We start from the raw sequence: 21484 nt of genomic DNA, 5'->3' as shown, positions 1-21484 counted from the left end.
TCCTGGGAGGCGTCATGCGTGTCGGTCTGCTCGGTTTAGGAAGAATCGGGGCATTCCACGCCGCGACCCTGACCGCGCACCCGCTGGTGGACGACCTGATCGTGTGGGATCCGGTGCGCAGCTCTCCCTACGGTAGGGAGGGCGACCCGTTCGAGGCGGACGCGCTGGTCATCGCCACGCCCACCAGTACTCACGCCGATCTGCTGATCAAGGCCTGCCGCCTCGGGATCCCGGTCTTCTGCGAGAAGCCGGTCGCTCCCACGGTCGAGGAGACGCTGAAGGTGTTGGCGGCCGCGGAGGGCAACAGGGTCCAGATCGGCTTCCAGCGTCGGTTCGACCCCGGCTACGTCGCGGCCGCCACCGCGCTGCGCGCGGGAGAACTCGGCGACCTGCACAGGGTCCACCTGCTGACCGCCGATCCCGCGCCTCCGCCCGCCGAGTACATCCCCATGTCAGGGGGCATCTACAGGGACTGCCACATCCACGACTTCGACATCCTGCGCTGGGTGACGGGCCGGGAGGTGGCCACCGTGTACGCCACCGGCGCCAACAGGGGTGCCGAATTCTTCAGGGAGGCGGGCGACGTGGACACCAGCGCGGCCCTGCTCACGCTGGACGACGGCACCCTGGTCACCCTCCAGGGCTCCCGGTACAACGGAGCGGGCTACGACGTGCGGATGGAGCTGGCCGGCACCCGCCGCACGCAGGTCGTCGGCTTGGACCCGCGTGCCCCGCTGACCAGCGCGGAGGGCCTGCAGCCGCCCGGCGAGCCATGGCCCGACTTCGTCACCCGCTTCCGCGCGGCCTACGTGGCGGAGATCGACGGCTTCCTCACCAGCGACACGAGCCCGTGCTCCATCGAGGACGCGCTCGCGGCGCTGTACATCGCGGAGGCCGCCGAGAAGTCGCGCAGGGAAGGCCGCGTCGTCGCCGTCGAGGAGGTCAGGAGATGAGGATCGCCGGAGCGCCGATCTCGTGGGGTGTGTGCGAGGTACCCGGCTGGGGGCACCAGCTGGACCGCGAGCGGGTGCTCACCGAGATGCGCGAGCTCGGCCTGACCGCCACCGAGCTCGGCCCCGACGGCTTCCTGCCGCCCTCGCCCACGCACCGCAAGGCGCTGCTGGAGGAGTACGGCCTGCACGCCGCCGGCGGGTTCCTGCCGGTCGTCCTGCACGACCCGGAGCACGATCCGGTTCCGGGCCTGCGGGCCAGGATGCGCGACTTCGCCGAGGGCGGCGTCGACGTCATGGTGCTGGCCGCCGACAGCGGGGGCAGCGGCTACGACCAGCGCCCCGACCTCGACGCCGCCGGATGGAAGACGCTGCTGGAGAACCTGGACCGCATCACCGCCGAGGCGCGCGCGTTCGACCGCCCGGTCACCCTGCACCCGCACGTGGGCACCATGGTCGAGACGCGCGAGGAGGTCGACAGGGTGGTGGACGGCTCCGCCGTACCGCTGTGCCTGGACACCGGGCACCTGCTGATCGGCGGCACCGATCCGCTCGAACTGGTCCGTCGCGACCCGGGGCGGATCGCGCACGTGCATCTGAAGGACGTCGACGCCGGCCTCGCCGAGCAGGTCAGCGACGGCACCCTCACCTACACGCAGGCGGTGCGGATCGGGATCTACCGCCCGCTCGGCCAGGGGGACGTCGACATCGCGGGCATCGTGGCGGCGCTGGAGACGAGCGGCTACGCCGGCTGGTACGTCATGGAGCAGGACGTGGTGCTCACGGGCGACCGCGACGACCCGCGCGACGGGGTCCGGCAGAGCATCGCCTACCTGGGCGGCCTCGCATGATCGACGTCCTGACGATGGGACGGGTCGGGGTCGACGTCTACCCCCTTCAGGTCGGGGTGTCGTTGCGCGAGGTCGAGACGTTCGGCAAGTACCTCGGCGGATCGCCGACCAACGTCGCCGTGGCCGCCGCCAGGCTCGGCGAGCGGGCCGCGGTGATCACCAGGACGGGTGCCGACCCGTTCGGCGCCTTCATCCACGACGCGCTGCGCTCCTACGGCGTGGACGACTCGTTCGTGACGGAGGTGGAAGGGCTGCCGACGCCCGTGACGTTCTGCGAGATCCGGCCGCCCGAGGACTTCCCGCTGTACTTCTACCGCTACCCCAAGGCTCCCGACCTGGTGATACGCCCGGAGGAGCTGCCGCTCGACGCGGTGCGGACGGCCAGGTTGTTCTGGTCGACGGTCACGGGGCTGTCGGAGGAGCCCTCCCGCGCCGCCCACTTCGCCGCGTGGCGGGCGCGCGGGCGCGCCGTCCACACCGTGCTCGACCTGGACTACCGGCCGATGTTCTGGGCCTCGGCCCAGGACGCCATGCCTCAGGTCCGCCGGGCCCTCGCCCACGTCACCGTGGCCGTGGGCAACGTGGACGAGGTCGAGGTGGCCACCGGCACCCGCGACCCCGACAAGGCGGGCCGGATCCTGCTGGAGGCCGGCGTCGAACTGGCGGTGATCAAACGGGGGAGCGAGGGCGTGATCGGCATGACCGCCGCCGAGCGCGTCGAGGTCCCGCCCGTCGAGGTCGAGGTCGTCAACGGCCTCGGCGCGGGCGACGCGTTCGGCGGCGCCCTCTGCCACGGCCTGCTGGAGGGCTGGCCGCTGGAACGCACGCTGCGCTTCGCCAACACGGCGGGCGCGATCGTGGCGGGACGGCTGGCCTGCGCCCCCGCCATGCCCACCGTCGAGGAGGTGCTCGCGCATGGGTGACTACCGGCGGATCAGGGAGATCAGGGCCCGCCATCCCGAGCGGGTGGCGCAGGCGGCGGCCGTCCGCAGGCGCAGGCCGCTGCTCGGCGAGCGCGACCAGCTCATGATCATCGCGGCCGACCATCCCGCGCGCGGAGCGCTCGGCGTCGGCGGCAGGCCGCTGGCCATGGGCAGCCGGATCGAGCTGCTCGACCGGCTGCGCACCGCGCTGGCCAGACCCGGCGTGGACGGCCTGCTCGCCACCCCCGACATCGTCGAGGACCTGCTGCTGCTCGGCGAACTCGACGACAAGGTGGTCATCGGTTCGATGAACCGCGGCGGCATCCAGGGCGCGGTGTTCGAGTTCGACGACAGATTCACGGCCTACGACACGGCCGCGATCGTGCGCATGCGGCTCGACGGCGGCAAGATGCTGTGCAGGATCGCCGTCGACGAGCAGGACACCGCGGCCACACTGGCGGCCTGCTCGCAGGCGGTGAGCGAGCTGGCTGGGGAGGGGCTGGTCGCCATGGTCGAGCCGTTCTGGTCGCGGCGCTCGGGGCACGACCTGACCCCCGAGGGCGTCATCAGGGCGATCAACGTCGGCCAGGCGCTCGGCACCACCTCGGCCCGCACCTGGCTGAAGATCCCCGTCGTCGAGGACATGGAGCGCGTCATGCAGGCGACCACGCTGCCGACGCTGCTGCTCGGCGGCGACCCCGGCGACACGCCCGACCTGGCCTACGCCGCCTGGCGCAAGGCGCTGAAGCTGCCCGGCGTGCGGGGGCTCGTGGTCGGCCGCGCGCTGCTCTACCCGCCCGACGACGACGTGGCCGCCGCCGTCGACAACGCCGTCGCGATGCTGGAGGACTCATGACGTTCATCCCGGCAGGCAGCACCGCTCGCTCGCCGTGGGCACTGGAGATCACCCCGGACACCGCCGGGTGGACCTACTCCGGGCTGCGCACGCTGAACCTGTCGGGGGAGACCGTCTCCTTCACGACGGATTCGGAGGAGATGCTGGTACTGCCGCTGTCCGGTTCGTGCATGGTGGAGGCCGACGGCGTGCGGGTGGCGCTCCAGGGGCGCCGCTCGGTCTTCGCCTCCGTCACCGACTTCGCCTACCTGCCCATCAACGCCGAGGTCAGGATCGTCGGCGAGGGCCGGTTCGCGCTGCCGTCCGCGGTCGCCACCCGGCGCTTCCCCGTCCGGTACGGCCCCGCCGAGAAGGTCCCCGTCGAGATCCGCGGCGCGGGACACGCCTCCCGGCAGGTCAACAACTTCTGCGCGCCCGACGCCTTCGAATGCGACAAGCTCGTCTCCGTCGAGGTGCTCACACCCGAGGGCAACTGGTCGTCCTACCCGCCGCACAAGCACGACACCGCCTCCGAGCGCGAGGCGGTGCTGGAGGAGATCTACTACTTCGAGGGCGGGCCCGGCTACCAGCGCGTCTACGGCGGTCACGAGGTGCTCACCGAGGTGTCGTCGGGCGACGTCGTCCTGGTGCCGCGCGGCTACCACGGCCCCTCGATGGCCGCCCCCGGCTACGACCTGTACTACCTCAACGTGCTGGCGGGCCCGGCCGAGGAACGCTCGATGGCCTTCTGCGACGACCCCCGCCACGCCTGGATCCGCGGCACGTGGGAACAGCAGCCGGCCGACCCCCGGCTCCCGTTCGGGAGGAACTGATGAGACTCACCGTGGCGCAGGCGCTGGTGCGCTTCCTGGCCCAGCAGTACTCCGAGCGCGACGGCGTCGAGCACCGGCTCGTCGAGGGCTGCTTCGGGATCTTCGGGCACGGCAACGTGGCCGGGATCGGCCAGGCCCTGGCGACGCAGGACGTGCCGCTGCCGTACTACCTGGCCCGCAACGAGCAGGCGATGGTCCACACGGCCGCCGGGTTCGCCCGGATGCGTGACCGGCTGTCCACCTTCGCCTGCACCTCCTCCATCGGTCCCGGCGCGACGAACATGGTGACAGGCGCCGCGCTGGCCACCGTCAACCGTCTTCCCGTGCTGCTGCTGCCCGGCGACATCTTCGCCACCAGGGCGGCCAACCCGGTGCTGCAGGAGCTGGAGGACCCGCGCTCCCTCGACGTCAGCGTCAACGACGCCTTCAAGCCCGTCTCACGCTACTTCGACAGGATCAACCGGCCGGAGCAGCTTCCCTCCGCGCTCATGCAGGCCATGCGGGTGCTCACCGACCCGGCCGAGACCGGCGCCGTCACCCTCGCGCTCCCCCAGGACGTGCAGGCGGAGGCCTACGACTGGCCCGCCGCGCTCTTCGAGCGGCGCGTCTGGCACGTGGCCCGCCCCGCCCCCGAGCCCGCGGCGCTGGCCCGCGCGGCCGAGCTGCTGCGCTCCTCCTCCCGGCCGCTCATCGTGGCCGGCGGCGGCGTGATCTACAGCGGCGCCACCGAAGCGCTGCGCGCCTTCGCCGCCGAGCACGGCGTTCCCGTCGCCGAGACACAGGCAGGCAAGGGCGCGATGGCGTGGGACTCGCCCCTGGCCGTCGGCGCCATCGGACACACGGGTACGGCCGCCGCCAACGAGCTGGCCCGCACCGCCGACCTCGTCATCGGCATCGGCACCAGGTACAGCGACTTCACCACGGCCTCCCGCACGCTGTTCGGCGGGGCGCGCTTCCTCAACATCAACGTGACGGCCTTCGACGCGGCCAAGAACGCCGCGACCATGCTCGTCGCCGACGCCCGCTCCGCCCTCGAAGCGCTGGCGGCCGACGGCTGGCGCGCCGCTCCCGAGTGGACCGCGCAGGCGAGCGCCCTGGCCGCGTCCTGGTGGTCCTCCGTCCGCGCCGGCGACTCCCTCACCCAGGAGGCGGTGCTGGAAGACCTGTGGTCGGCGATGCAGCCGACCGACGTGGTGGTGAACGCGGCCGGCTCGATGCCCGGCGACCTCCACCGGCTGTGGCGGCCCCGCGACCCGAAGGGGTACCACGTCGAGTACGGCTACTCCTGCATGGGATACGAGATCGCCGGCGGGCTCGGCGTGAAGCTCGCCGCGCCGGCGCGCGAGGTGTTCGTGCTGGTCGGCGACGGGTCGTACCTGATGATGGCGCAGGAGATCGCCACCGCGATCCAGGAGGAGGTGAAGCTGGTCATCGTCCTGGTGGACAACCACGGCTTCGCCTCCATCGGCAACCTGTCGGAGTCCGTCGGGGCGCGGCGGCTGGGCACCGCCTACCGCATGCGCGGCCCCTCCGGGCAGCTCGACGGGGCCTACCTGCCGGTCGACCTGGCGGCCAACGCGGCCAGCCTGGGCGCCGACGTGCTCAGGGCCGACGACCGGGAGTCGCTGCGGTCGGCGCTGGCCAAGGCGCGGGAGGCGGCCAGGACGACGGTGGTGTACGTGGAGACGCTGCCGGGCGCGTCGGCGCCGCCGTCGGGGGCGTGGTGGGACGTGCCGGTCGCCCAGGAGCCGGGCGAGATCTACGACCGGTACCGGGAAGCCAAACGCACCCAGCACCCCTACCTGTAGCCGAGCCCTTTCCCTCCCCGCCCCGACCGGGTCCAGGTCGAAAGGCCGACACCGCCCTCATGGTCTGGCCGGCACACGCTGTCCGCGTCCCGTCAGGCCACCGGATGGTCTGGCTGGTACGCGCTGTCCGCATCCCGTCAGGCCACCGGCTGGGCGGTGACGCGCGGCTCGAAGCCCCGGGCCAGCACCACGATCGCCCCCGCCAGCACCAGCGGCGCCCCGAACGCCACCCGCATGTCCGAGGAGTCGGCGATCCCGCCCACCAGCGCCGCTCCCACGATGAACCCGACGTAGTTGAACAGGTTGACCCGCGCGATCGCCACCCCGGTGCCCGCCGGGTCCAGCCGCCCGGCCGCGGAGAACGACTGCGGCGCCACCACCGCCAGCCCCATCCCCGTCAGCCCGAACGCCACGATCGCCAGCGGCTGGGAGGGGGCGAACACCACTCCGGCGAACCCGATCGTCGCGATCGCACCGCCGATGCGCACGATGGCCGCCGGGCCGTACCGTCGCACGGTGAGGTCGCCGCCGAGCCGGACGAGGAGGGTGGCCCCCTGGTAGGCCCCGTATGCCAGGGGCGCCACGCTCGCGCTCGCGGCCAGGATGTTCTCCATGAACACGCCATGGAAGTTGGAGACGGCGGCGTCCCCGACGTACAGGAAGCCCATCGCGAGGCACAGCGGCAGGATCGGCCCCCACCGGACCCCGCCCGGCGCGCCGCCCTTGGCCTGCGCCGGGGCCTTCTCTTCCGCGATCGTGCACAGGCGGGGCGCGGCGAGGAGGGAGCCCACGACGGCGACCGCCATCGGGATGGCCATCATCACGGGCAGGGTGAGGCCGAGCCCGTTGGCCAGCGCCACCCACAGCGCCCCGGCCAGGCTCGACGCGCTCCACGCCGCGTGGAAGCCGTTCAGTACCGCCCGGCCGTAGAGGCGCTCGACGGCCACGCCCTGCATGTTCATGCCCGCGTCGACCGCGCCCACCGCCAGCCCGAACAGCGCGAGCGCGGCGAGCAGGTGCGGGATCTCGGCGGCGAGCCCGGCGGCCACCACGGACACGGCGACGGCGGGCTGGGACAGCCGCAGCAGCCACCTGCTTCCCCTGCGGGCGGCGAGGGCGCCCGCCGCGACGCTGCCCACCCCCGCCAGCACCGGTACCACGAGCAGCAGGAGGGTCAGGTCGCCCTCGCTGAGGCCGTGCTTGTCCTGCAAGGTGGCGACCTGGGTCAGGAGCGTCGCGAAGCTGAGACCCTGGACGGCGAAGACCGCGAAGGTGGCCGTTCTGGCCTGGCGGTGACGCACCGATACCTCCCTGTTCGGGGGGAAACATGAGGCTGCGTCAGGTTAGTCCTCTGTCGGCCCTCCGCGCTAGAGCCTGCCGGCAATACCAAGTAGTCAGTAGGTTTTTGACTGTTTCGTGATCCTGTTAGGGTGTCCGGGTGCGTCGACGGGGATATGCCGCAGGCGAGGCGCGGCGCGAGCGCATCCTCGCCCTCGCCCTCCAGGAGTTCGCCGAGTACGGCTATCGCGGGGCCTCGCTCGCCAGGATCGCCGAGCGGGCCGAACTCACCCAGGCCGGACTGCTCCACCACTTCAAGAGCAAGGAACTGCTGCTCGTCGCCGTTCTGGAGTATCGCGACGAGGTCGATACGCGCAGGTTCGACCTCGGGGAGGCGAGCGGGGCGGCGGCGCTGCGGGCGCTGGCCGACCTGGTCGACTACAACTCCAGGGTGCCCGGCCTGGTCCAGCTGTTCTCGGTGATCAGCGGGGAGGCGGTCACGGCCGACCACCCGGGGCACACCTGGGCCCGCGACCGGTACCGGCGGCTGCGGCAGTCGCTGGCCGACTCGCTGCGCCGCGCGGTCGACAGCGGCGAGTTCCGCGCCGACCTCGACGCGGAGGCCCACGCCGACCGCGTGATCGCCATGATGGACGGCCTGCAGACGCAGTGGCTGATCGACCCCGACCAGGTCGACATGGCGACGATCTTCCGGGGATACGTCGAGGACGTGATCGACCGGCTGAAGGCCCGGTGACCTCGGCCTCTCCCGGCCTGCCGTAGCGGATCGGGCGGTACGGCCGGGCCCGGTAACCGGCACCCGTGTCGGCCGGGTCCGGATTGCCGGCGCACCCGTGTCGGCCGGGTCCAGATTGCCGGCGGCCTGTGTCGGCCGCGTTCGGATTAGCGTCGCGCCTGTGTCGGCCGGGTTCGGATTGTCAGGGGTACCCGCGGCGGCCGGTCCGGTTACCGGGGGACCCTTGTCGGCTGGGTGGTGGTGTCGCCGCCGGGGTGGGACGCGGGGCCGTGCGGCGCGGCGGTGGCGGGGCCGTTCGCCACCGCCCTGGTGGCCGCCCACACGCCCAGCGCGACCAGCGCGCCCACCTCGGTGGCCGCCAGCCCGCGCTCGACCAGCCCGAGCGGCATCACCTGCCACCACGCGAGGCCCGAGCTGTTACCGATCGCGATCATCGTGACGATGCCCGCCACCCACACCAGCGAGGCGCCGCCCAGCACGAACGCCGCCAGCGCCGCCCGCGGATGCCGCCGCCACGTCCGCGCGATCAGCATCGCCGCCACCGGCAGGCACAGGAACGCGACCAGGCTGCCGACCCGATGGATGCTGCCGCTCAGGCTCGGTCCGACCGACCAGTCGTGCTTCGGGAACCATGCGACCACCAGCAGTCCGAGGCTCCAGCCGAGGAGCGCGACGAGACCCGGCCCTCCCGCCAGCCTCCGGCGCAGCAGCGTGATCCCGATCGCCAGGGAACCGAGGGCCAGCAGTGCCACCCCGAGCCCGAACACCCAGGCCTGGTCGCCGAGGCCGTGCTCGCTGATCGTCCGCCGGAGCGGGTTGATCTCGCCGAGGTAGGCGACGTCCAGTCCGACGATGACGACGGCGCCCGCCGTCACCGCGGCAAGCCCTGCCCGCGCGGGTCCCTCCACGACCGCTCCTTTCCCTGGGTGGTGCCGGTGTAACGGACGGAAGGGTAGATCGATTCCCAGTCCTTGAACTCTCAAGAAACTCTGGGCTACATTCATGAGCGTTCAAGCACTTCTGAAGGAGAGACCATGAACATCGGTGGCGACCTTGACGTGACCCGCATCGGTTTCGGCGCGATGCGGCTGGCGGATGCGGCGATCTGGCACGGTCCGGCCGACCGTGCGAATGCCCTGGCCGTGCTCAGGCGCGCGGTCGAGCTTGGTGTGAACTTCGTCGACACCTCCGACGCCTACTCCCTGGGCGCCAACGAGGAGCTGATCGCCGAGGCCCTGCACCCGTATGCCGACGACCTGGTGATCGCCACGAAGGCCGGGGTGACCAGGCCCTCCCCTGAGGCGTGGGTGCCGCTCGGCAGGCCCGAACACCTCAAGCAGCAGGCCGAGCTGAGCCTGCGCCGGTTGCGCCGCGACCGCATCGACCTGTTCTACCTGCACCGGGTGGACCCGCAGGTGCCGCTGGCCGACCAGATCGGGGCGCTGGCGGAACTGCGGCAGGAGGGCAAGATCCGGCACATCGGCCTCTCGGAGGTGAGCGTCGGCCAGCTCGTCGAGGCGTCCGCGATCGCGCCCGTCGCGGCCGTCCAGAACATGTACAACCTGGCCACGCGCGAGCACGAGGACGTGGTCGACTACGCGGAGAAGGAAGGCATCGCGTTCGTGCCGTTCTTCCCGATCGCCACCGGCGACCACGCCCGCCGCGACAGCCCGCTGGCGACGGTGGCGGCGGAGGCCGGGGCGACGCCCGCCCAGGTGGCACTGGCGTGGCTGCTGCGCCGCTCGCCGACGATGGTGCCGATCCCCGGCACGTCGTCGCCGGCCCACCTGGAGGAGAACGTCGGCGCGCTGCGGGTGTCCCTGACCGACGCCCAGTACGACCGGCTCTCCACCCTCGTCTGACCCTGGGTACGGTCACCCTAGTCTGACCCGGGTACGGCCGGGCTCGTCTGGCGGCCACCCTTGTCCGACCCCGGGTACGGTCACCCTCGTCTGGCGGCCACCCTCGTCTGACCCCGGGTACGGTCACCCCCGTCTGATCCCCGGGGCGGCCGGCCAGGACCGGCGGGGTCAGTCGATCAGGCGGGCGCGCATCTTCCACACCGCCAGCGACCACATGAGCGCGGCGTAGGCCACGAGCACCGCCGTATGCCCGAGATCGTCCACCCCTAGCCGGCCGAACACCGCCCCGCGCACCAGCTCGACACAGTGGTAGAGCGGGTTGAGCTGGGCCGCCGTCGCCACCCAGCCCGGCAGCTGGGTCACCGGGAAGAACGTGCCCGCCACCATGAACATCGGCGTCAGCGCACCGGTGATGACGTAGTCGAAGGTGTTGATCGACGGGACGATCGCCGACACCCACACCCCGAACAGCGCGAACAGCAGCCCGGTCAGGAACCCGATGAACGGCACGAGCAGCATGCCCCAGCTCGGTTCGAGGCCGAAGGCGATGCCGACCAGCAGGGGCGCGCAGCCGTACACGCCCGCCTTGGCGGCCAGCCACGAGGCCTCCGCCGTCACCAGCTCCTTGACGTCGACCGGCGCCGCCAGCATCGCGTCGTAGGTGTGCTGGAACGTGCGGCGGATGAAGGTGTTGAACATGCCGCCGAAGGCGCCGATGAACAGCACCGCCGTCGCCACGACGCCGGTCGCGACGAAGTAGCGGTAGTCGTAGCCGTAGAGGGCGCCGACCACCGAGCCGAAGCCGTAGCCGAAGGCCAGGAGGTAGATGGTCGGCTCGGTCATGGCGGCGAACGAGGTCGAGGCCCAGTAGCGCCGGTAGAGGGCCAGCTCGCGCCGCCAGACGGCCCGCACGGGGGCGAACTCCATCATCACTCGACCGCCTCCCCGGTCAGCACGACGAAGACGTCCTCCAGATTGGCGGGACGCCTGACGGTGGGCACGCCCAGCTCCGCCTCCAGCGAGCGGGGCAGCTGGTCGGCCTTCAGCACCGAGATGGACGGGCCCGTCCTCCTGGTCGGGACGCCCGCCGCGGCGGCCAGCGCGGCGATCTCGGCCTGGCGCGGCGGCGAGGCGTGGTGCTCGGCGACCTCGGCGCCGGCGTGCTCCTTGATCAGCTCCTCGGGCGAGCCCCTGGCCACGACGCGGCCGTGCGACATCAGCGCGCAGTCGTCGGCCAGGCGCTCGGCCTCCTCGATGTAGTGGGTGGACATCAGCGTCGTGACGCCCTCGTCGCGCAGCCGTACGATCAACGACCACAGCTCCTGGCGCACCTGCGGATCGAGGCCCACGGTCGGCTCGTCGAGCAGGACCAGCCTGGGCTGGTGGACCAGGCCGCGCGCGATGAGCAGCCGCCTGCGCATGCCGCCGGACAGGTTGACCGTGCGGGTGGCGGCCCTGTCGGTGAGCTGGGCGATCTCCAGCGCCCGATCGACGGCCGCGCGGCGTCGCGGGCGGGGGACGCGGTAGAGATGGGCGAAAACCTCCAGGTTCTCCCTGGCCGTGAGCTCCTCGTCGAGGTTGTCGAGCTGCGGCACGACACCCATGAGCGCCCGCGCCCGCTTGGACTCCTCCGGCAGGCGCAGGCCGAGCACGTGGATCTCGCCCTCGTCGGCCAGCGACTGCGCGGTGAGCAGGCGCATCGTGGTGGACTTGCCCGCCCCGTTGGGACCCAGCAGGCCCAGGCAGATGCCCTCGGGCACCTCCAGATCGAGCCCGTCGACAGCGGTGACCTCGGGATAGCGCTTGGTCACCCCGCGCAACACGATCGCGTGCATGAACGCCACGATAAGCAACGCCACCGACAGAATCCGGGGGACCGCGACACCGTTCCGGAGGGCTATCGTCGAAGTGTGAACGAGCGTTGGCTTCCCCGCCTGCAGGAGGTCGGTGAGCGGCTGGCCGAGGAGTTCGTCTCGGCCCGGCGGCCGAAATCGACCGAAGGACCGCGACCGCACGAGCTCCGCGCCTCCGACGACGATCGCGACCGGGTGGCGCAGGTGCTGAACGAGGCGGTCGCCGACGGGCGGCTCGGCATGGACGAGTTCGAGGAACGGCTGACCGCGCTCTACAATGCGCGCACGCTGGGCGAGCTCGCCGCGCTGACCGCTGATCTGCTGCCCGACGCCGAGCAGCCGTTCAGGCTGGACGGGCGGCCGGTCTCGGCGATCTTCAAGCAGGAGCAGCGCGAAGGGCGGTGGGTGGTGCCCGCCGAGCTGCCCGTGACGGCGATGTTCGGGACGACCAAGCTCGACCTGCGCGACGCGATCATGCAGAACCGGCGGGTGGTCATCAACGCGACGCTGATGTTCGGCGGGCTGGAGATCCACGTCCCCGAGGGCGTCGAGGTCATCCGGGTGACGAAGGACAAGACGGTACGGCTGACGCGCGAGCAGGCCGACCCCGACTGCCCGGTGATCGAGGTGCGCACGTCCAACTTCCTGGGGGAAGTCAAGGTCAAGGAGCCACCCAAGCGCAAGCGCCGCCGCTGAGGCACGCGGCGCCTGGCCCGGCGCCGCGCCTGGCCCCGCACCGCGCCTGGCCCCGCACCCGCGCGGCGCCGGACCCCGCACCCCACCCCGCACCGCGCCGGACCCCGCCGCGCCGGACCCCGCCGCGCCGGACCCCGCACCGCGCTGGAACGGCGCGGCACCGGACCCGCGCCGCGCCGGACCCGCGGGGCAGGCCCGGCGCCGGGCGGAAGGCTCAGCCCGCGGTGTCGAAGTTGATCGCGCTGTAGGCGCGCAGCTTCCAGAGCTGGTGCTCGCTCTCCACCTTGCGGATCGTTCCAGAGCGCCCGCGCATGACCAGCGAACTCGTCACGGCCACCCCGCCGCGGAACCGCACGCCGCTCATGAGCTCGCCCTGGGTGATGCCGGTGGCCGCGAAGAACACGTCGTCGGACGTGACCAGGTCGTTGGTGGTCAGCACCCTCGTGAGGTCGTGACCGGCGTCGAGGGCCCGCTGCCGCTCGGCCTCGTCCTGCGGCCAGAGCCTGCCCTGGATGACCCCGCCCAGGCACTTGATGGCGCACGCGGCGATGACCCCCTCCGGCGTACCGCCGATGCCGAGCATGAGGTCGACGCCCGTGCCGGTGCGCGCGGCCATGATCGCGCCCGCCACGTCGCCGTCGGTGATGAACTTGATCCGGGCCCCGGTCTCCCTGATCTCCTTCACGATCTGCTCGTGGCGCGGCCGGTCGAGGATGACGACGGTGACGTCGGCGGCCGAGCAGCCCTTCGCCCTGGCCACCGCCTTGACGTTGTCGGCGACGGGCGCGTTGATGTCGACCACGTCGGCCGCCTCCGGCCCGGTGACCAGCTTCTCCATGTAGAACACCGCCGACGGGTCGTACATCGAGCCACGCGAGCTCACCGCGATGACCGAGATCGCGTCGGGCATGCCGAGGGCCGTCAGCCTGGTGCCGTCGATCGGGTCGACGGCCACGTCGCACTCGGGGCCGCTGCCGTCGCCGACCTGCTCGCCGTTGAACAGCATCGGCGCGTGGTCCTTCTCGCCCTCGCCGATCACCACCACGCCGTTCATCGACACCGTGTTGATGAGCTGGCGCATCGCGTTGACGGCCGCTCCGTCGGCGCCGTTCTTGTCGCCACGGCCGACCCATCGGGCCGCGGACATCGCGGCCGCCTCGGTGACCCTGACGAGTTCCAGCGCCAAGTTGCGGTCGGGTGCGTGCTCGCCCGTGGCAAGGGCAGGAGGAACGGACGTCTCGGACATGGTGATGGGCCTCCTCGTGGGACAACTGACTCGATCGTAGTTGCCACTCCATGCCCGGTCAGCGGAGGATAATGTGCCTGCCATGAGCAGCGATGTGGAACGCCTGGCGACCGGACGCGGAGCGGCCACCCGCGCGGCCCTGCTCGACGCGGCTCGCGAGGTGTTCGTCGACAAGGGTTTCGCCGAGGCGGGTGTCACCGACGTGGTCGCCAAGGCGAAGGCCAGCGTCGGCAGCCTCTACCACCACTTCTCCGGCAAGGCCGACCTCTACCTCACGCTGTTCGAGGAGTTCCAGGCCAGGCAGACCCAGCGCACCAAGCAGGCGGCGCGCGACGTGCGCGCGGCGGGCGAGAGCGATCCGATGCGGGTGTTCCTCGCCGCCGCCCACGCCTACCTGGCCGGCTCGCTGGAGGAGCGCGAACTGGCCGCGCTGTTCCTGCGCGGCGACGGGCCTCCCGGGTTCGAGGTGGTCATGCGCGACAGGCTGCGCACCTGGGCCAAGCGCAACGCGGCCCTGTTCGACGACGACGAGGGAGCGCTGGTCGTGGTCGTCACGGGCGCGCTCGCCGCCGCCGTCTCCGAGGTCGTCCTGTCCGACGACGAGGCCGTCGCGCGCCGCCTCGCCGACGACGTGCTGGCCATCATCGGCCAGATCCGACCGGTCGCTTCGGCGGGCGGCGCCACCAGCGGGTAACCTCGCCATTCGTGCGACGGTTCACTCAAGGTTTCTACGGCTACGCGTTCGCCCTTCTGGTGTGCCTGGCGCTCGCCGTGATCATCGTGGTGTCCGCGCCCACCGGCAGGCAGGGGCAGCACGTGCCCCGTCTCGACTACGCGATCACCGTGGCCAACTACAACAGGGCGGTGCCGCAGCAGGTGTGGGCACCCGCCAAGGATCCCGCCGACTGGATCCCGAACAGCAACAGGATCGCCAAGGGCGCCGACGGCACGCAGGTGCTGTCGGTCGGCTACGCCACCGCCCCCGACGCCGGCGACCAGCGTCACCACGTGATGATCGTGCAGGGCGCGGAGAAGCCCGCCGCCGCGTTCGCCAGCCGTATCGCCAACACCGACAAGCCCGTCGGCACCGTCCAGATCGCGGGCGCCGACTGGGAGAAGCGCTTCCGCGAGGACAAGAACCAGCGCACGCTGGTCCGCTTCCTGCCCGACGCCACGGTGATGGTGACGGGCACCGCCGACTGGCCCGACCTCACCGCCCTCGCCGCCACCCTGAAGCCCCAGCCCAAGCCCACCAGCTGACATCCCCGGGTCCCGCTCGGGCGGCCGCCTCCAGGCGACCGCTTGTTCGGACACCCGCTCCTCGAGTCGCCCGCCTCGAGGTGGCTGCGTGTTCGGACACCCGCTTCTCGAGAGGGCTACCTCGAGGTGGCTGCGTGTTCGGACGGCCGCTTCTCGAGGGTGCTGCTTGTTCCAGCGGTGGCTTCTGAGGTGGCTGCTTGGTTCGAGCAGCTGCTGTTTCGAGCGGTCTCCCTTTGGCTGCCGGCTGGTCGCGGGCTGGCGTCGGGTGCGGGCCGTCCGGGGGAGCCCCGGTGATGTCGTCGGGTGCGGGCCGTGCCGGTCACCGTCCGCCGTCCGGCCCCGGCCCGTACGGCACGCCGGTCTGGCCCCTCCGCCATCACGGGGTCCCGCCCGCCGAAGGCGCGCCGCCCAGCAGGACTCCGGTCCCCGCCGTCACGGCACAAACCACGGCGGCTGGAGACGGCGGCTGGACTGTCCCGGAAGACCCCAGCCCCGTGACGTGATCCCCGACCTCGTGAGCCGTGCGGGGCTCACAGCAGGCGTAGCAGTTCGTGAGCCGTGCGGGGCTCACAGCAGGCGTAGCAGGTCGTCCATGCCGGCTTTGATCGCCTCGGCGGTCATCCCGCGTTCGGACTGCTGGTGGCTGATCAGGCAGGCGTTGATCGGGGCGAGCAACGCGTCGGCGAGGAAGCTCGCGTCCGCCTCGGGACGCACCTGGGCGAGCAGCGTCGCCAGGTGCGTGTGGTGGAGCTTGTACGGCCCGCTGAACCTGCCCTTGGGCGGCCCCGCCTCCAGCATCATGAACAGCTCCCGCTGCGACACCTTCCTGTCGATCAGCGCGTGCAGGAAGGCCCGGACCCGCTCGGCGGGTGGCGCGCCCGGCCCGATCGGCGGCGGGCCCGTCATGAACGCGGACTGGAACTCGCGCTCCTTGGCGTCGATGAGCGCGTAGATCAGCCCGGCGCGGTCGCCGAAGCGGCGGTAGACGGTGCCCACGCCGACGTTCGCCTCGCGGGCCACCTCATCCAGGGACAGGTGCTCCGCGCCGTGCGACGCGAGCATCCTGGCCGCCACCTCGATGATCTTCTGCCGGTTGCGTGCTGCGTCCGCGCGTTCGGCGGGAGGCTGCCCGGCGATCGGCAGTTCACGAGTCATCGCTGCATCATAGTCCTTGTAACCGGAGAGGTCTCCGATTAGCCTATGGATCCGGAGAGATTTCCGCTTATGGGAGGCGCAGCATGCCGTCGGAGTTCAACCAGAAGATCATCGAGGAGTTCCGCGCGAACGGCGGCCAGGTCGGCGGTCACTTCCAGGGCTCCTCCCTGGTGCTGCTGTCCACGACCGGCGCCAGGAGCGGCAAGCGCGTCACGACACCGGTGATGTACCTGCGCGACGGCGACAGGATCGTGATCATCGCCTCCAACGCGGGCGCCGACAACCACCCCGCCTGGTACCACAACCTGCTGGCCAACCCGGACGCCACGGTCGAGCTCGGCACCGAGACCTTCGAGGCCGCGTCCGAGCTGATCGAGGGTGCGGAGCGGGACCGCCTCTACGCGGAGATGGTCGCCATCGCGCCCACCTTCGCCGACTACGAGGCGAAGACCACGCGCCGCATCCCGGTGGTGGGGCTGCGCCGCGCATCCTGAGGCGCAGCCGCACTGTGCGCCGTGCGTCCTGAGGCGCGCATCCTGAGCGCGCCACCTCCAGGCTCCACGCGCTCCACCCCGTCGCATGTCCCGGTCCAGGTGCTCCAGCCGGTCGCACGTCCGGGTCAAGCGCTCCCGCCGGTCGCATGTCCCGGGTCAAGCGCTCCCGTCGGTCGCACGTCCGGTCCACGCGCTCCAGCCGGTCGGACGTCCGGGTCAAGCGCCCCCGCCGGGTGCACGTCCCGGTCCACGCCCGTGGCACCGGCGCCTTCCCCTGCACGCTCGCCATGTCCCACCAGGACAAGGCGCCGTCAGACCCCCGCGCCCGCACCGTCGCCGCGTGGGAACGGCAGCGCCTAGAAGGGGCGGTCGTCGTCCTGCGGGGTGGGCTCGGCCCGGCGCGCCATGGCGGCGGCCAGCTTCACCCGGGCGCCCTGCAGCCACTCCTCGCAGATGGCCGCCAGCTTCTCGCCGCGCTCCCACAGCTCGATCGACTGCTCCAGGGTGAGGCCGCCGGTCTCCAGGCGGCGCACTACCTCGGTCAGCTCCTCGCGGGCCTGCTCGTAGGACGGCGTCTCGTTGTTTGCCACCGCACCACCCTAGGCCGATCGCCCGACAGAATCGCCCCCGACCGCGTCCGCCGCGTCGGCGTCCCTGACAGAATCGCCTTCGACCGCGTCCGCCACGTCGGCGTCCCTGACAGAATCGCCTTCGACCACGTCGGCCGCGTCGGCGTGCCCGTCAGAATCGCCCCCGACCGCGTCGGCGTGTCCGTCAGGCCGGAGGTCGCCGGCCGGGTCGGCGGTGACCGCGACCCGGCCGTCGGTGAGGCGGATGGTGAGCCGGTCGCCGGGCGAGACGTCCCGCGCCAGCCGTACGACGTCGCCCGACGGGTGTTGCACGATCGCGTAGCCCCGCTCCAGCGTCGCCGCGGGGGACAGCGACACCAGCCGGGCGCGCAGGTGGGCGAGGTCGTCGGTGGCCCGGTCGAGCGAACCGCCCATGACGCGCCTGGCCCGTTCGCGCAGCGCGTCGACCTGTTCGGCCCGCCGTTCGAGCTCCCTGACCGGGTCGGCGAGCGACGGACGGGACCGCACCGACGTCAGCCAGGACATCTCCCGGTCGAGCCAGCCGCCCACCACCCGCCGCCCGCGGTCGCGCAGCTGCCTGATCAGCGTGAGCTGCTCGCCGACGTCGGGCACCACCTTCTTGGCCGCGTCGGTGGGCGTGGACGCCCGGACGTCGGCGACCAGGTCGAGGAGCGGACTGTCCTGCTCGTGGCCGATGGCGCTGACGACGGGAGTTCGGCAGGCCGCCACGGAGCGCACCAGCGACTCGTCGGAGAACGGGAGCAGGTCCTCGAGCGATCCGCCGCCCCGGGCGATGACGATGACGTCGACCTCGGAGTCGGCGTCGAGCTTGCGCAGCGACTCGGTGACCTCGCCGACCGCGTACGGCCCCTGCACCGCCACCTGCTCCACCTTGAACCGCACGGCGGGCCACCTGCGCCGGGAGTTCTCGAGCACGTCGCGTTCGGCCGCCGAGTCGCGACCGCAGATCAGGCCGATGGTGCCGGGCAGGAACGGCAGGCGGCGCTTGCGTTCGGCGCCGAACAGCCCCTCGGCGGCCAGCAGCTGGCGCAGCCGTTCGAGCCTGGCCAGCAGCTCGCCGACGCCGACCGGGCGGATCTCCAGCGCGGTGAAGGCGAACGAGCCGCGGTTGACCCAGAAGTCGGGCTTGACGTTGACCACGACCCGAGCCCCGTCGGCTGGACGGGGCATCGCGGCCTCATAGACCCCTCGCGGGCAGGTCACCCTGGCCGAGACGTTGGCGACGGGGTCGCGCAGCGTCATGAACACCGTGCCGCCCCTCGCGGTCAGCTCGGTGATCTGACCCTCCACCCACACCGTGCCGAGCTTGCCGATCCATCCCGCGACCATCTGGAGGACCGTGCGGACCGGCAGCGGCTGCTCCGGTGTGGTTTTCGCGCTCATGACAACGAAGGCTACGGGGCGCGACCGACTATTCGGCGGCCTGCAGCTTGGTCAGGCGGTTCTCGTACATGCGCACGACGTCCGGGCGGGCGGTGGTGGCCTTCTCGTAGGCGAGCAGCTCCTCGATCTGGGTGACGGACTTGCCGCGCATCCTGGCCCGCAGCGAGGCGACGCTGAGGTCGGCGTACCCGGCCAGCGGCTCGACCGGCACGCTCGCCTCCGCGGTGGCCGTGGTGGCGGCCGCGGCCTTCGCCAGCTCGCCGTCGGCCTCCTCGACGCTCACCGGCTGTACGGCAGGCGCGGCGGCCTCGGGCTCGGCGGTGTCGGGCTCGGCGGCGGGCTTGGCGGCCTCGGACTTGGCGGTGTCGGGCTTGGCGGCCTTGGGCTCGGCGGTGTCAGGCTCGGCGACGGCCGTCGCGACAGGCTCGGCCACCGGCTGCCGGGCGGTCGGCTCCTCGGCAACCGGCTGCTCGGTAACCGGCTGCTCGGCCACGGCCGGGGCGGCCTGCTCGGTGGTCGTCGCCGAAGCGGCCTGGGGCCCGGCTGTCTTTCCTGCGGGCTCGGGCTCGGCGGTCCTGGCAGCGGGCTCGGGCTCGGCGGGCTTTGCGGTGGGCTCGGCGGTCTTGACGGCGGTGCCGTTCGCCGACTCCTCCTTCGCGGGGGTGAAGATGACCGGCTCGGGCCGTTCCGCCGCCTTCTCCTTGCGCGGGGCGAAGATGACGGGCTCCCTGCGGGCCGGCTTCTCCTCGTCCTCGACGCCGGACGCCGGCTGATCCGCCACCGGAGAACGCTCGCTCTCGTCGTCCTCCTTGTTGCTCCCCAGCCCCTTGACGGCGTTCTTCACGCGGTCGGCGAGCAGCAGCGCCTGGCCCGCGGCGCTGAGCGTGGTCTGGATGACGAAGAGCGGCAGCTCCTTGGCCTTCTCCTTGAGCTCTTCGCGATTGGTGACAGTTTTAGCGATGTTGCGGACAACGTCACTGAGAGACATGCCGGCTCCCTGGGAGGTCTGTTGTGGTGGGCCAGTCTGGCAAACTCCCGCGCGCGGCGTGACACGGGCGGCCGGGTGGCCTCTTCCACGTAGCATAGGAACATGGAGCCAAAGACCCCCGCCCGACGTGTACTCGTAGCCAAACCGCGCGGTTACTGCGCCGGTGTGGACCGTGCGGTCGAGGCGGTCGAGAAGGCCCTCGAGCAGTACGGCGCCCCTGTCTACGTCCGCAAGCAGATCGTGCACAACACCCACGTCGTCAAGACGCTCGAGGAACGTGGCGCGATCTTCGTCGAGGAGACGGCCGAGGTCCCCGAGGGCGAGATCGTGGTCTTCTCCGCCCACGGCGTCTCCCCGATGGTCCACGCCGAGGCCGAGCAGCGGCGCCTGCGCACCGTCGACGCCACCTGCCCGCTCGTCACCAAGGTCCACAACGAGGCCAAGCGGTTCGCCGGCCAGGACTACGACATCCTGCTCATCGGGCACGAAGGCCACGAAGAGGTCGAGGGCACCGCCGGTGAGGCGCCCGACCACATCCAGCTCGTCGACGGCCTCGACTCCGTCGACCGGATCCAGGTGAAGGACCCGAGCAAGCTGGTGTGGCTCTCCCAGACGACCCTCTCGGTGGACGAGACGATCGAGACGGTCACCAAGCTCAAGGAGCGCTTCCCGACCCTGATCGACCCGCCGAGCGACGACATCTGCTACGCCACCCAGAACCGCCAGGTCGCGGTGAAGGAGATCGCGGCGCAGGCGCAGCTGGTCATCGTGGTCGGCTCCGACAACTCCTCCAACTCCAAGCGCCTGGTCGAGGTGGCCAAGGGGGCCGGCGCGGCGTCGTACCTGGTCGACAACGCCTCCTTCATCCAGGACGCGTGGCTCGACGGGGTCAGCACGGTCGGTGTGACCAGCGGCGCCTCGGTGCCCGAGGAGCTGGTCGACGGGGTGCTGGCGTACCTGGCGGTGCACGGGTTCGCCGACGTCGACGAGGTCGAGTCGGTGAAGGAGAGCATGCGCTTCGCCCTGCCGCACGAGCTCCGCAAGGACCTGCGGGCCGGCTGATCCCGGCCTGCCCGGTACCGGTTAACGGGAAGGGCCCCGCGGTTGTCCGCGGGGCCCTTCCCGTGCTCGGTGAAGGAGCGAGGCAGCCGTGAGCCGGGGGCGGTCAGTCCTCGGGGGAGCGCGGCGTGCCGTACACGCGGGGCTCGAAGTAGCCCTCTGGCTCCGGCACGAAGCTCTGGTCCTTGGGCTGCCGGGGACGGGGCACGTCCACGCCCGCCCGCAGCTCCTCCCGCAGTTCCCTGACGTTGCCCGGCAGCCCCCGCTTCAGCGCGATCCCGAGCACCAGCGCCGACCCCGCGAACAGCCATGGGGCGCCCGCCGACAGCGACGTGAACAGCCCCAGGGCGAGCGCCTGCACCAGCGAGCCGTTGCCGAGCGCCCGGCCCAGCTCGACGATCAGGGTGGCGCCGAAGAACACCATCGGTGGCGTGACCACCAGCGACAGCAGCTCGCGCGGGTTGACCAGGATGACGCTGACCAGGCACGAGCCGATGAACGTGAGCCCGACCACGATCGGCAGGTCGAGCAGCGCGGCCAGGACGTATCCCGCCAGCGTGCCGATGAGGACGAGCGCGATGGCGCCGCGGGCGGTCAGCCTGACGGCCGAACGCGTGCCTTTGTCACTCATGAGCCCGCCCC

General features: G+C 71.9%; 23 protein-coding genes. 13 read left to right on the top strand and 10 right to left on the bottom strand.

The genetic code is table 11. The features are described 5' to 3' along the window. Positions 1-14 precede the first annotated feature (14 nt). The 6 genes from ACWEVS_RS03525 to iolD are packed head-to-tail and all read left to right on the top strand — an operon-like array spanning position 15 to position 6200. Positions 15-953, top strand: a complete 939-nt coding sequence (locus ACWEVS_RS03525) for a Gfo/Idh/MocA family protein (RefSeq protein ID WP_452549735.1) — start codon at positions 15-17, stop codon at positions 951-953. Continuing rightward, positions 950-1801, top strand: coding sequence for a TIM barrel protein (locus ACWEVS_RS03520; RefSeq protein WP_452549733.1), 852 nt, complete (start codon positions 950-952; stop codon positions 1799-1801). Before ACWEVS_RS03525 ends, ACWEVS_RS03520 begins: the two co-directional genes overlap by 4 nt. Continuing rightward, a complete protein-coding gene (gene iolC / locus ACWEVS_RS03515; protein WP_449917903.1) occupies positions 1798-2724 on the top strand; it encodes a 5-dehydro-2-deoxygluconokinase in 927 nt (308 codons plus the stop codon). Before ACWEVS_RS03520 ends, iolC begins: the two co-directional genes overlap by 4 nt. Beyond that, a complete protein-coding gene (locus tag ACWEVS_RS03510) occupies positions 2717-3580 on the top strand; it encodes a Cgl0159 family (beta/alpha)8-fold protein (protein ID WP_449917902.1) in 864 nt (287 codons plus the stop codon). The genes iolC and ACWEVS_RS03510 overlap by 8 nt, the downstream gene beginning before the upstream one ends. Further along, the gene (gene iolB / locus ACWEVS_RS03505; protein ID WP_452549730.1) at positions 3577-4392 is read left to right on the top strand and encodes a 5-deoxy-glucuronate isomerase; all 816 of its coding nucleotides are present in this window, start codon (positions 3577-3579) and stop codon (positions 4390-4392) included. Before ACWEVS_RS03510 ends, iolB begins: the two co-directional genes overlap by 4 nt. Beyond that, the gene (gene iolD / locus ACWEVS_RS03500; RefSeq protein WP_452549728.1) at positions 4392-6200 is read left to right on the top strand and encodes a 3D-(3,5/4)-trihydroxycyclohexane-1,2-dione acylhydrolase (decyclizing); all 1809 of its coding nucleotides are present in this window, start codon (positions 4392-4394) and stop codon (positions 6198-6200) included. The genes iolB and iolD overlap by 1 nt, the downstream gene beginning before the upstream one ends. 137 nt (positions 6201-6337) lie before the next feature. Here the strand turns inward: iolD and ACWEVS_RS03495 are convergent, their stop codons facing one another. Next, on the bottom strand, positions 6338-7501 hold the full coding sequence (locus ACWEVS_RS03495) for an MFS transporter (RefSeq protein WP_452549726.1): 1164 nt from the start codon (positions 7499-7501) through the stop codon (positions 6338-6340). A gap of 137 nt (positions 7502-7638) precedes the next feature. Between ACWEVS_RS03495 and ACWEVS_RS03490 the strand changes: the two genes are divergently transcribed. Beyond that, positions 7639-8235, top strand: a complete 597-nt coding sequence (locus ACWEVS_RS03490; RefSeq protein ID WP_452549724.1) for a TetR/AcrR family transcriptional regulator — start codon at positions 7639-7641, stop codon at positions 8233-8235. 209 nt (positions 8236-8444) lie between these two features. Here ACWEVS_RS03490 and ACWEVS_RS03485 read toward each other — a convergent pair whose 3' ends face one another. Beyond that, positions 8445-9143: a DUF998 domain-containing protein gene (locus ACWEVS_RS03485; RefSeq protein ID WP_452549722.1), complete on the bottom strand. Its 699-nt coding sequence runs from the start codon at positions 9141-9143 to the stop codon at positions 8445-8447. Between the two features lie 126 nt (positions 9144-9269). Here ACWEVS_RS03485 and ACWEVS_RS03480 point away from each other — a divergent pair, with 126 nt between their 5' ends. Beyond that, positions 9270-10097 carry an aldo/keto reductase gene (locus tag ACWEVS_RS03480; protein ID WP_452549720.1) on the top strand — a complete coding sequence of 276 codons (828 nt, stop codon included), beginning with the start codon at positions 9270-9272 and terminating at the stop codon, positions 10095-10097. A gap of 168 nt (positions 10098-10265) precedes the next feature. On the opposite strand, the gene ACWEVS_RS03475 is transcribed toward ACWEVS_RS03480, so the two are convergent. Then, on the bottom strand, positions 10266-11027 hold the full coding sequence (locus ACWEVS_RS03475; RefSeq protein ID WP_354905740.1) for an ABC transporter permease: 762 nt from the start codon (positions 11025-11027) through the stop codon (positions 10266-10268). Further along, entirely contained in the window at positions 11027-11932 is a 906-nt protein-coding gene (locus ACWEVS_RS03470) for an ABC transporter ATP-binding protein (RefSeq protein ID WP_354905741.1), read from the bottom strand. The genes ACWEVS_RS03475 and ACWEVS_RS03470 overlap by 1 nt, the downstream gene beginning before the upstream one ends. A gap of 75 nt (positions 11933-12007) precedes the next feature. Between ACWEVS_RS03470 and ACWEVS_RS03465 the strand changes: the two genes are divergently transcribed. Next, a complete protein-coding gene (locus ACWEVS_RS03465; RefSeq protein WP_354905742.1) occupies positions 12008-12646 on the top strand; it encodes a DUF1707 SHOCT-like domain-containing protein in 639 nt (212 codons plus the stop codon). A 214-nt stretch (positions 12647-12860) separates the two neighbouring features. On the opposite strand, the gene glpX is transcribed toward ACWEVS_RS03465, so the two are convergent. Then, positions 12861-13892 (bottom strand): class II fructose-bisphosphatase, encoded by a 1032-nt coding sequence (gene glpX / locus ACWEVS_RS03460; protein ID WP_354905744.1) that lies wholly within the window; start codon positions 13890-13892, stop codon positions 12861-12863. An 82-nt stretch (positions 13893-13974) separates the two neighbouring features. Between glpX and ACWEVS_RS03455 the strand changes: the two genes are divergently transcribed. Together ACWEVS_RS03455 and ACWEVS_RS03450 are read left to right on the top strand one after the other, a co-directional pair. Beyond that, entirely contained in the window at positions 13975-14586 is a 612-nt protein-coding gene (locus ACWEVS_RS03455) for a TetR/AcrR family transcriptional regulator (RefSeq protein WP_452549717.1), read from the top strand. A gap of 11 nt (positions 14587-14597) precedes the next feature. Then, a complete protein-coding gene (locus ACWEVS_RS03450; protein WP_452549715.1) occupies positions 14598-15152 on the top strand; it encodes a DUF4245 domain-containing protein in 555 nt (184 codons plus the stop codon). A gap of 567 nt (positions 15153-15719) precedes the next feature. Here ACWEVS_RS03450 and ACWEVS_RS03445 read toward each other — a convergent pair. Then, on the bottom strand, positions 15720-16307 hold the full coding sequence (locus tag ACWEVS_RS03445; RefSeq protein ID WP_452549713.1) for a TetR/AcrR family transcriptional regulator: 588 nt from the start codon (positions 16305-16307) through the stop codon (positions 15720-15722). Positions 16308-16390: 83 nt separating this feature from the next. Here ACWEVS_RS03445 and ACWEVS_RS03440 point away from each other — a divergent pair, with 83 nt between their 5' ends. Continuing rightward, on the top strand, positions 16391-16801 hold the full coding sequence (locus ACWEVS_RS03440) for a nitroreductase family deazaflavin-dependent oxidoreductase (protein WP_354905749.1): 411 nt from the start codon (positions 16391-16393) through the stop codon (positions 16799-16801). A gap of 356 nt (positions 16802-17157) precedes the next feature. Here the strand turns inward: ACWEVS_RS03440 and ACWEVS_RS03435 are convergent, their stop codons facing one another. The 3 genes from ACWEVS_RS03435 to ACWEVS_RS03425 are packed head-to-tail and all read right to left on the bottom strand — an operon-like array spanning position 17158 to position 19783. Beyond that, positions 17158-17391, bottom strand: coding sequence for an exodeoxyribonuclease VII small subunit (locus ACWEVS_RS03435; RefSeq protein ID WP_354905750.1), 234 nt, complete (start codon positions 17389-17391; stop codon positions 17158-17160). Between the two features lie 9 nt (positions 17392-17400). Beyond that, positions 17401-18795 (bottom strand): exodeoxyribonuclease VII large subunit, encoded by a 1395-nt coding sequence (gene xseA / locus ACWEVS_RS03430; protein ID WP_452549711.1) that lies wholly within the window; start codon positions 18793-18795, stop codon positions 17401-17403. Positions 18796-18823: 28 nt separating this feature from the next. Beyond that, positions 18824-19783, bottom strand: a complete 960-nt coding sequence (locus tag ACWEVS_RS03425; protein ID WP_452549709.1) for a hypothetical protein — start codon at positions 19781-19783, stop codon at positions 18824-18826. 102 nt (positions 19784-19885) lie between these two features. On the opposite strand from ACWEVS_RS03425, the gene ACWEVS_RS03420 reads away from it, so the two are divergent. Continuing rightward, positions 19886-20845, top strand: a complete 960-nt coding sequence (locus ACWEVS_RS03420) for a 4-hydroxy-3-methylbut-2-enyl diphosphate reductase (protein ID WP_452549707.1) — start codon at positions 19886-19888, stop codon at positions 20843-20845. A gap of 103 nt (positions 20846-20948) precedes the next feature. Here the strand turns inward: ACWEVS_RS03420 and ACWEVS_RS03415 are convergent, their stop codons facing one another. Next, positions 20949-21473: a DUF6542 domain-containing protein gene (locus ACWEVS_RS03415; RefSeq protein WP_449917870.1), complete on the bottom strand. Its 525-nt coding sequence runs from the start codon at positions 21471-21473 to the stop codon at positions 20949-20951. Positions 21474-21484 lie beyond the last annotated feature (11 nt).

The sequence above is a fragment of the Nonomuraea sp. NPDC003754 genome (assembly GCF_053605785.1).
Note: the sequence above shows the minus strand (reverse complement) of the source record. Positions and strands in the feature narration are given on the sequence as shown.

Excerpts from the sequence above, each read along its gene's own strand:
- ACWEVS_RS03420 (WP_452549707.1), top strand. The coding sequence starts at position 19,886 with ATGGAGCCAAAGACCCCCGCCCGACGTGTACTCGTAGCCAAACCGCGC.
- ACWEVS_RS03445 (WP_452549713.1), bottom strand. The coding sequence starts at position 16,307 with ATGACTCGTGAACTGCCGATCGCCGGGCAGCCTCCCGCCGAACGCGCG.
- ACWEVS_RS03510 (WP_449917902.1), top strand. The coding sequence starts at position 2,717 with ATGGGTGACTACCGGCGGATCAGGGAGATCAGGGCCCGCCATCCCGAG.
- xseA (WP_452549711.1), bottom strand. The coding sequence starts at position 18,795 with ATGAGCGCGAAAACCACACCGGAGCAGCCGCTGCCGGTCCGCACGGTC.
- ACWEVS_RS03415 (WP_449917870.1), bottom strand. The coding sequence starts at position 21,473 with ATGAGTGACAAAGGCACGCGTTCGGCCGTCAGGCTGACCGCCCGCGGC.
- ACWEVS_RS03480 (WP_452549720.1), top strand. The coding sequence starts at position 9,270 with ATGAACATCGGTGGCGACCTTGACGTGACCCGCATCGGTTTCGGCGCG.
- ACWEVS_RS03455 (WP_452549717.1), top strand. The coding sequence starts at position 13,975 with ATGAGCAGCGATGTGGAACGCCTGGCGACCGGACGCGGAGCGGCCACC.
- iolB (WP_452549730.1), top strand. The coding sequence starts at position 3,577 with ATGACGTTCATCCCGGCAGGCAGCACCGCTCGCTCGCCGTGGGCACTG.
- iolD (WP_452549728.1), top strand. The coding sequence starts at position 4,392 with ATGAGACTCACCGTGGCGCAGGCGCTGGTGCGCTTCCTGGCCCAGCAG.
- ACWEVS_RS03440 (WP_354905749.1), top strand. The coding sequence starts at position 16,391 with ATGCCGTCGGAGTTCAACCAGAAGATCATCGAGGAGTTCCGCGCGAAC.
- ACWEVS_RS03470 (WP_354905741.1), bottom strand. The coding sequence starts at position 11,932 with ATGCACGCGATCGTGTTGCGCGGGGTGACCAAGCGCTATCCCGAGGTC.
- ACWEVS_RS03425 (WP_452549709.1), bottom strand. The coding sequence starts at position 19,783 with ATGTCTCTCAGTGACGTTGTCCGCAACATCGCTAAAACTGTCACCAAT.
- ACWEVS_RS03520 (WP_452549733.1), top strand. The coding sequence starts at position 950 with ATGAGGATCGCCGGAGCGCCGATCTCGTGGGGTGTGTGCGAGGTACCC.
- ACWEVS_RS03525 (WP_452549735.1), top strand. The coding sequence starts at position 15 with ATGCGTGTCGGTCTGCTCGGTTTAGGAAGAATCGGGGCATTCCACGCC.
- glpX (WP_354905744.1), bottom strand. The coding sequence starts at position 13,892 with ATGTCCGAGACGTCCGTTCCTCCTGCCCTTGCCACGGGCGAGCACGCA.
- iolC (WP_449917903.1), top strand. The coding sequence starts at position 1,798 with ATGATCGACGTCCTGACGATGGGACGGGTCGGGGTCGACGTCTACCCC.
- ACWEVS_RS03475 (WP_354905740.1), bottom strand. The coding sequence starts at position 11,027 with ATGATGGAGTTCGCCCCCGTGCGGGCCGTCTGGCGGCGCGAGCTGGCC.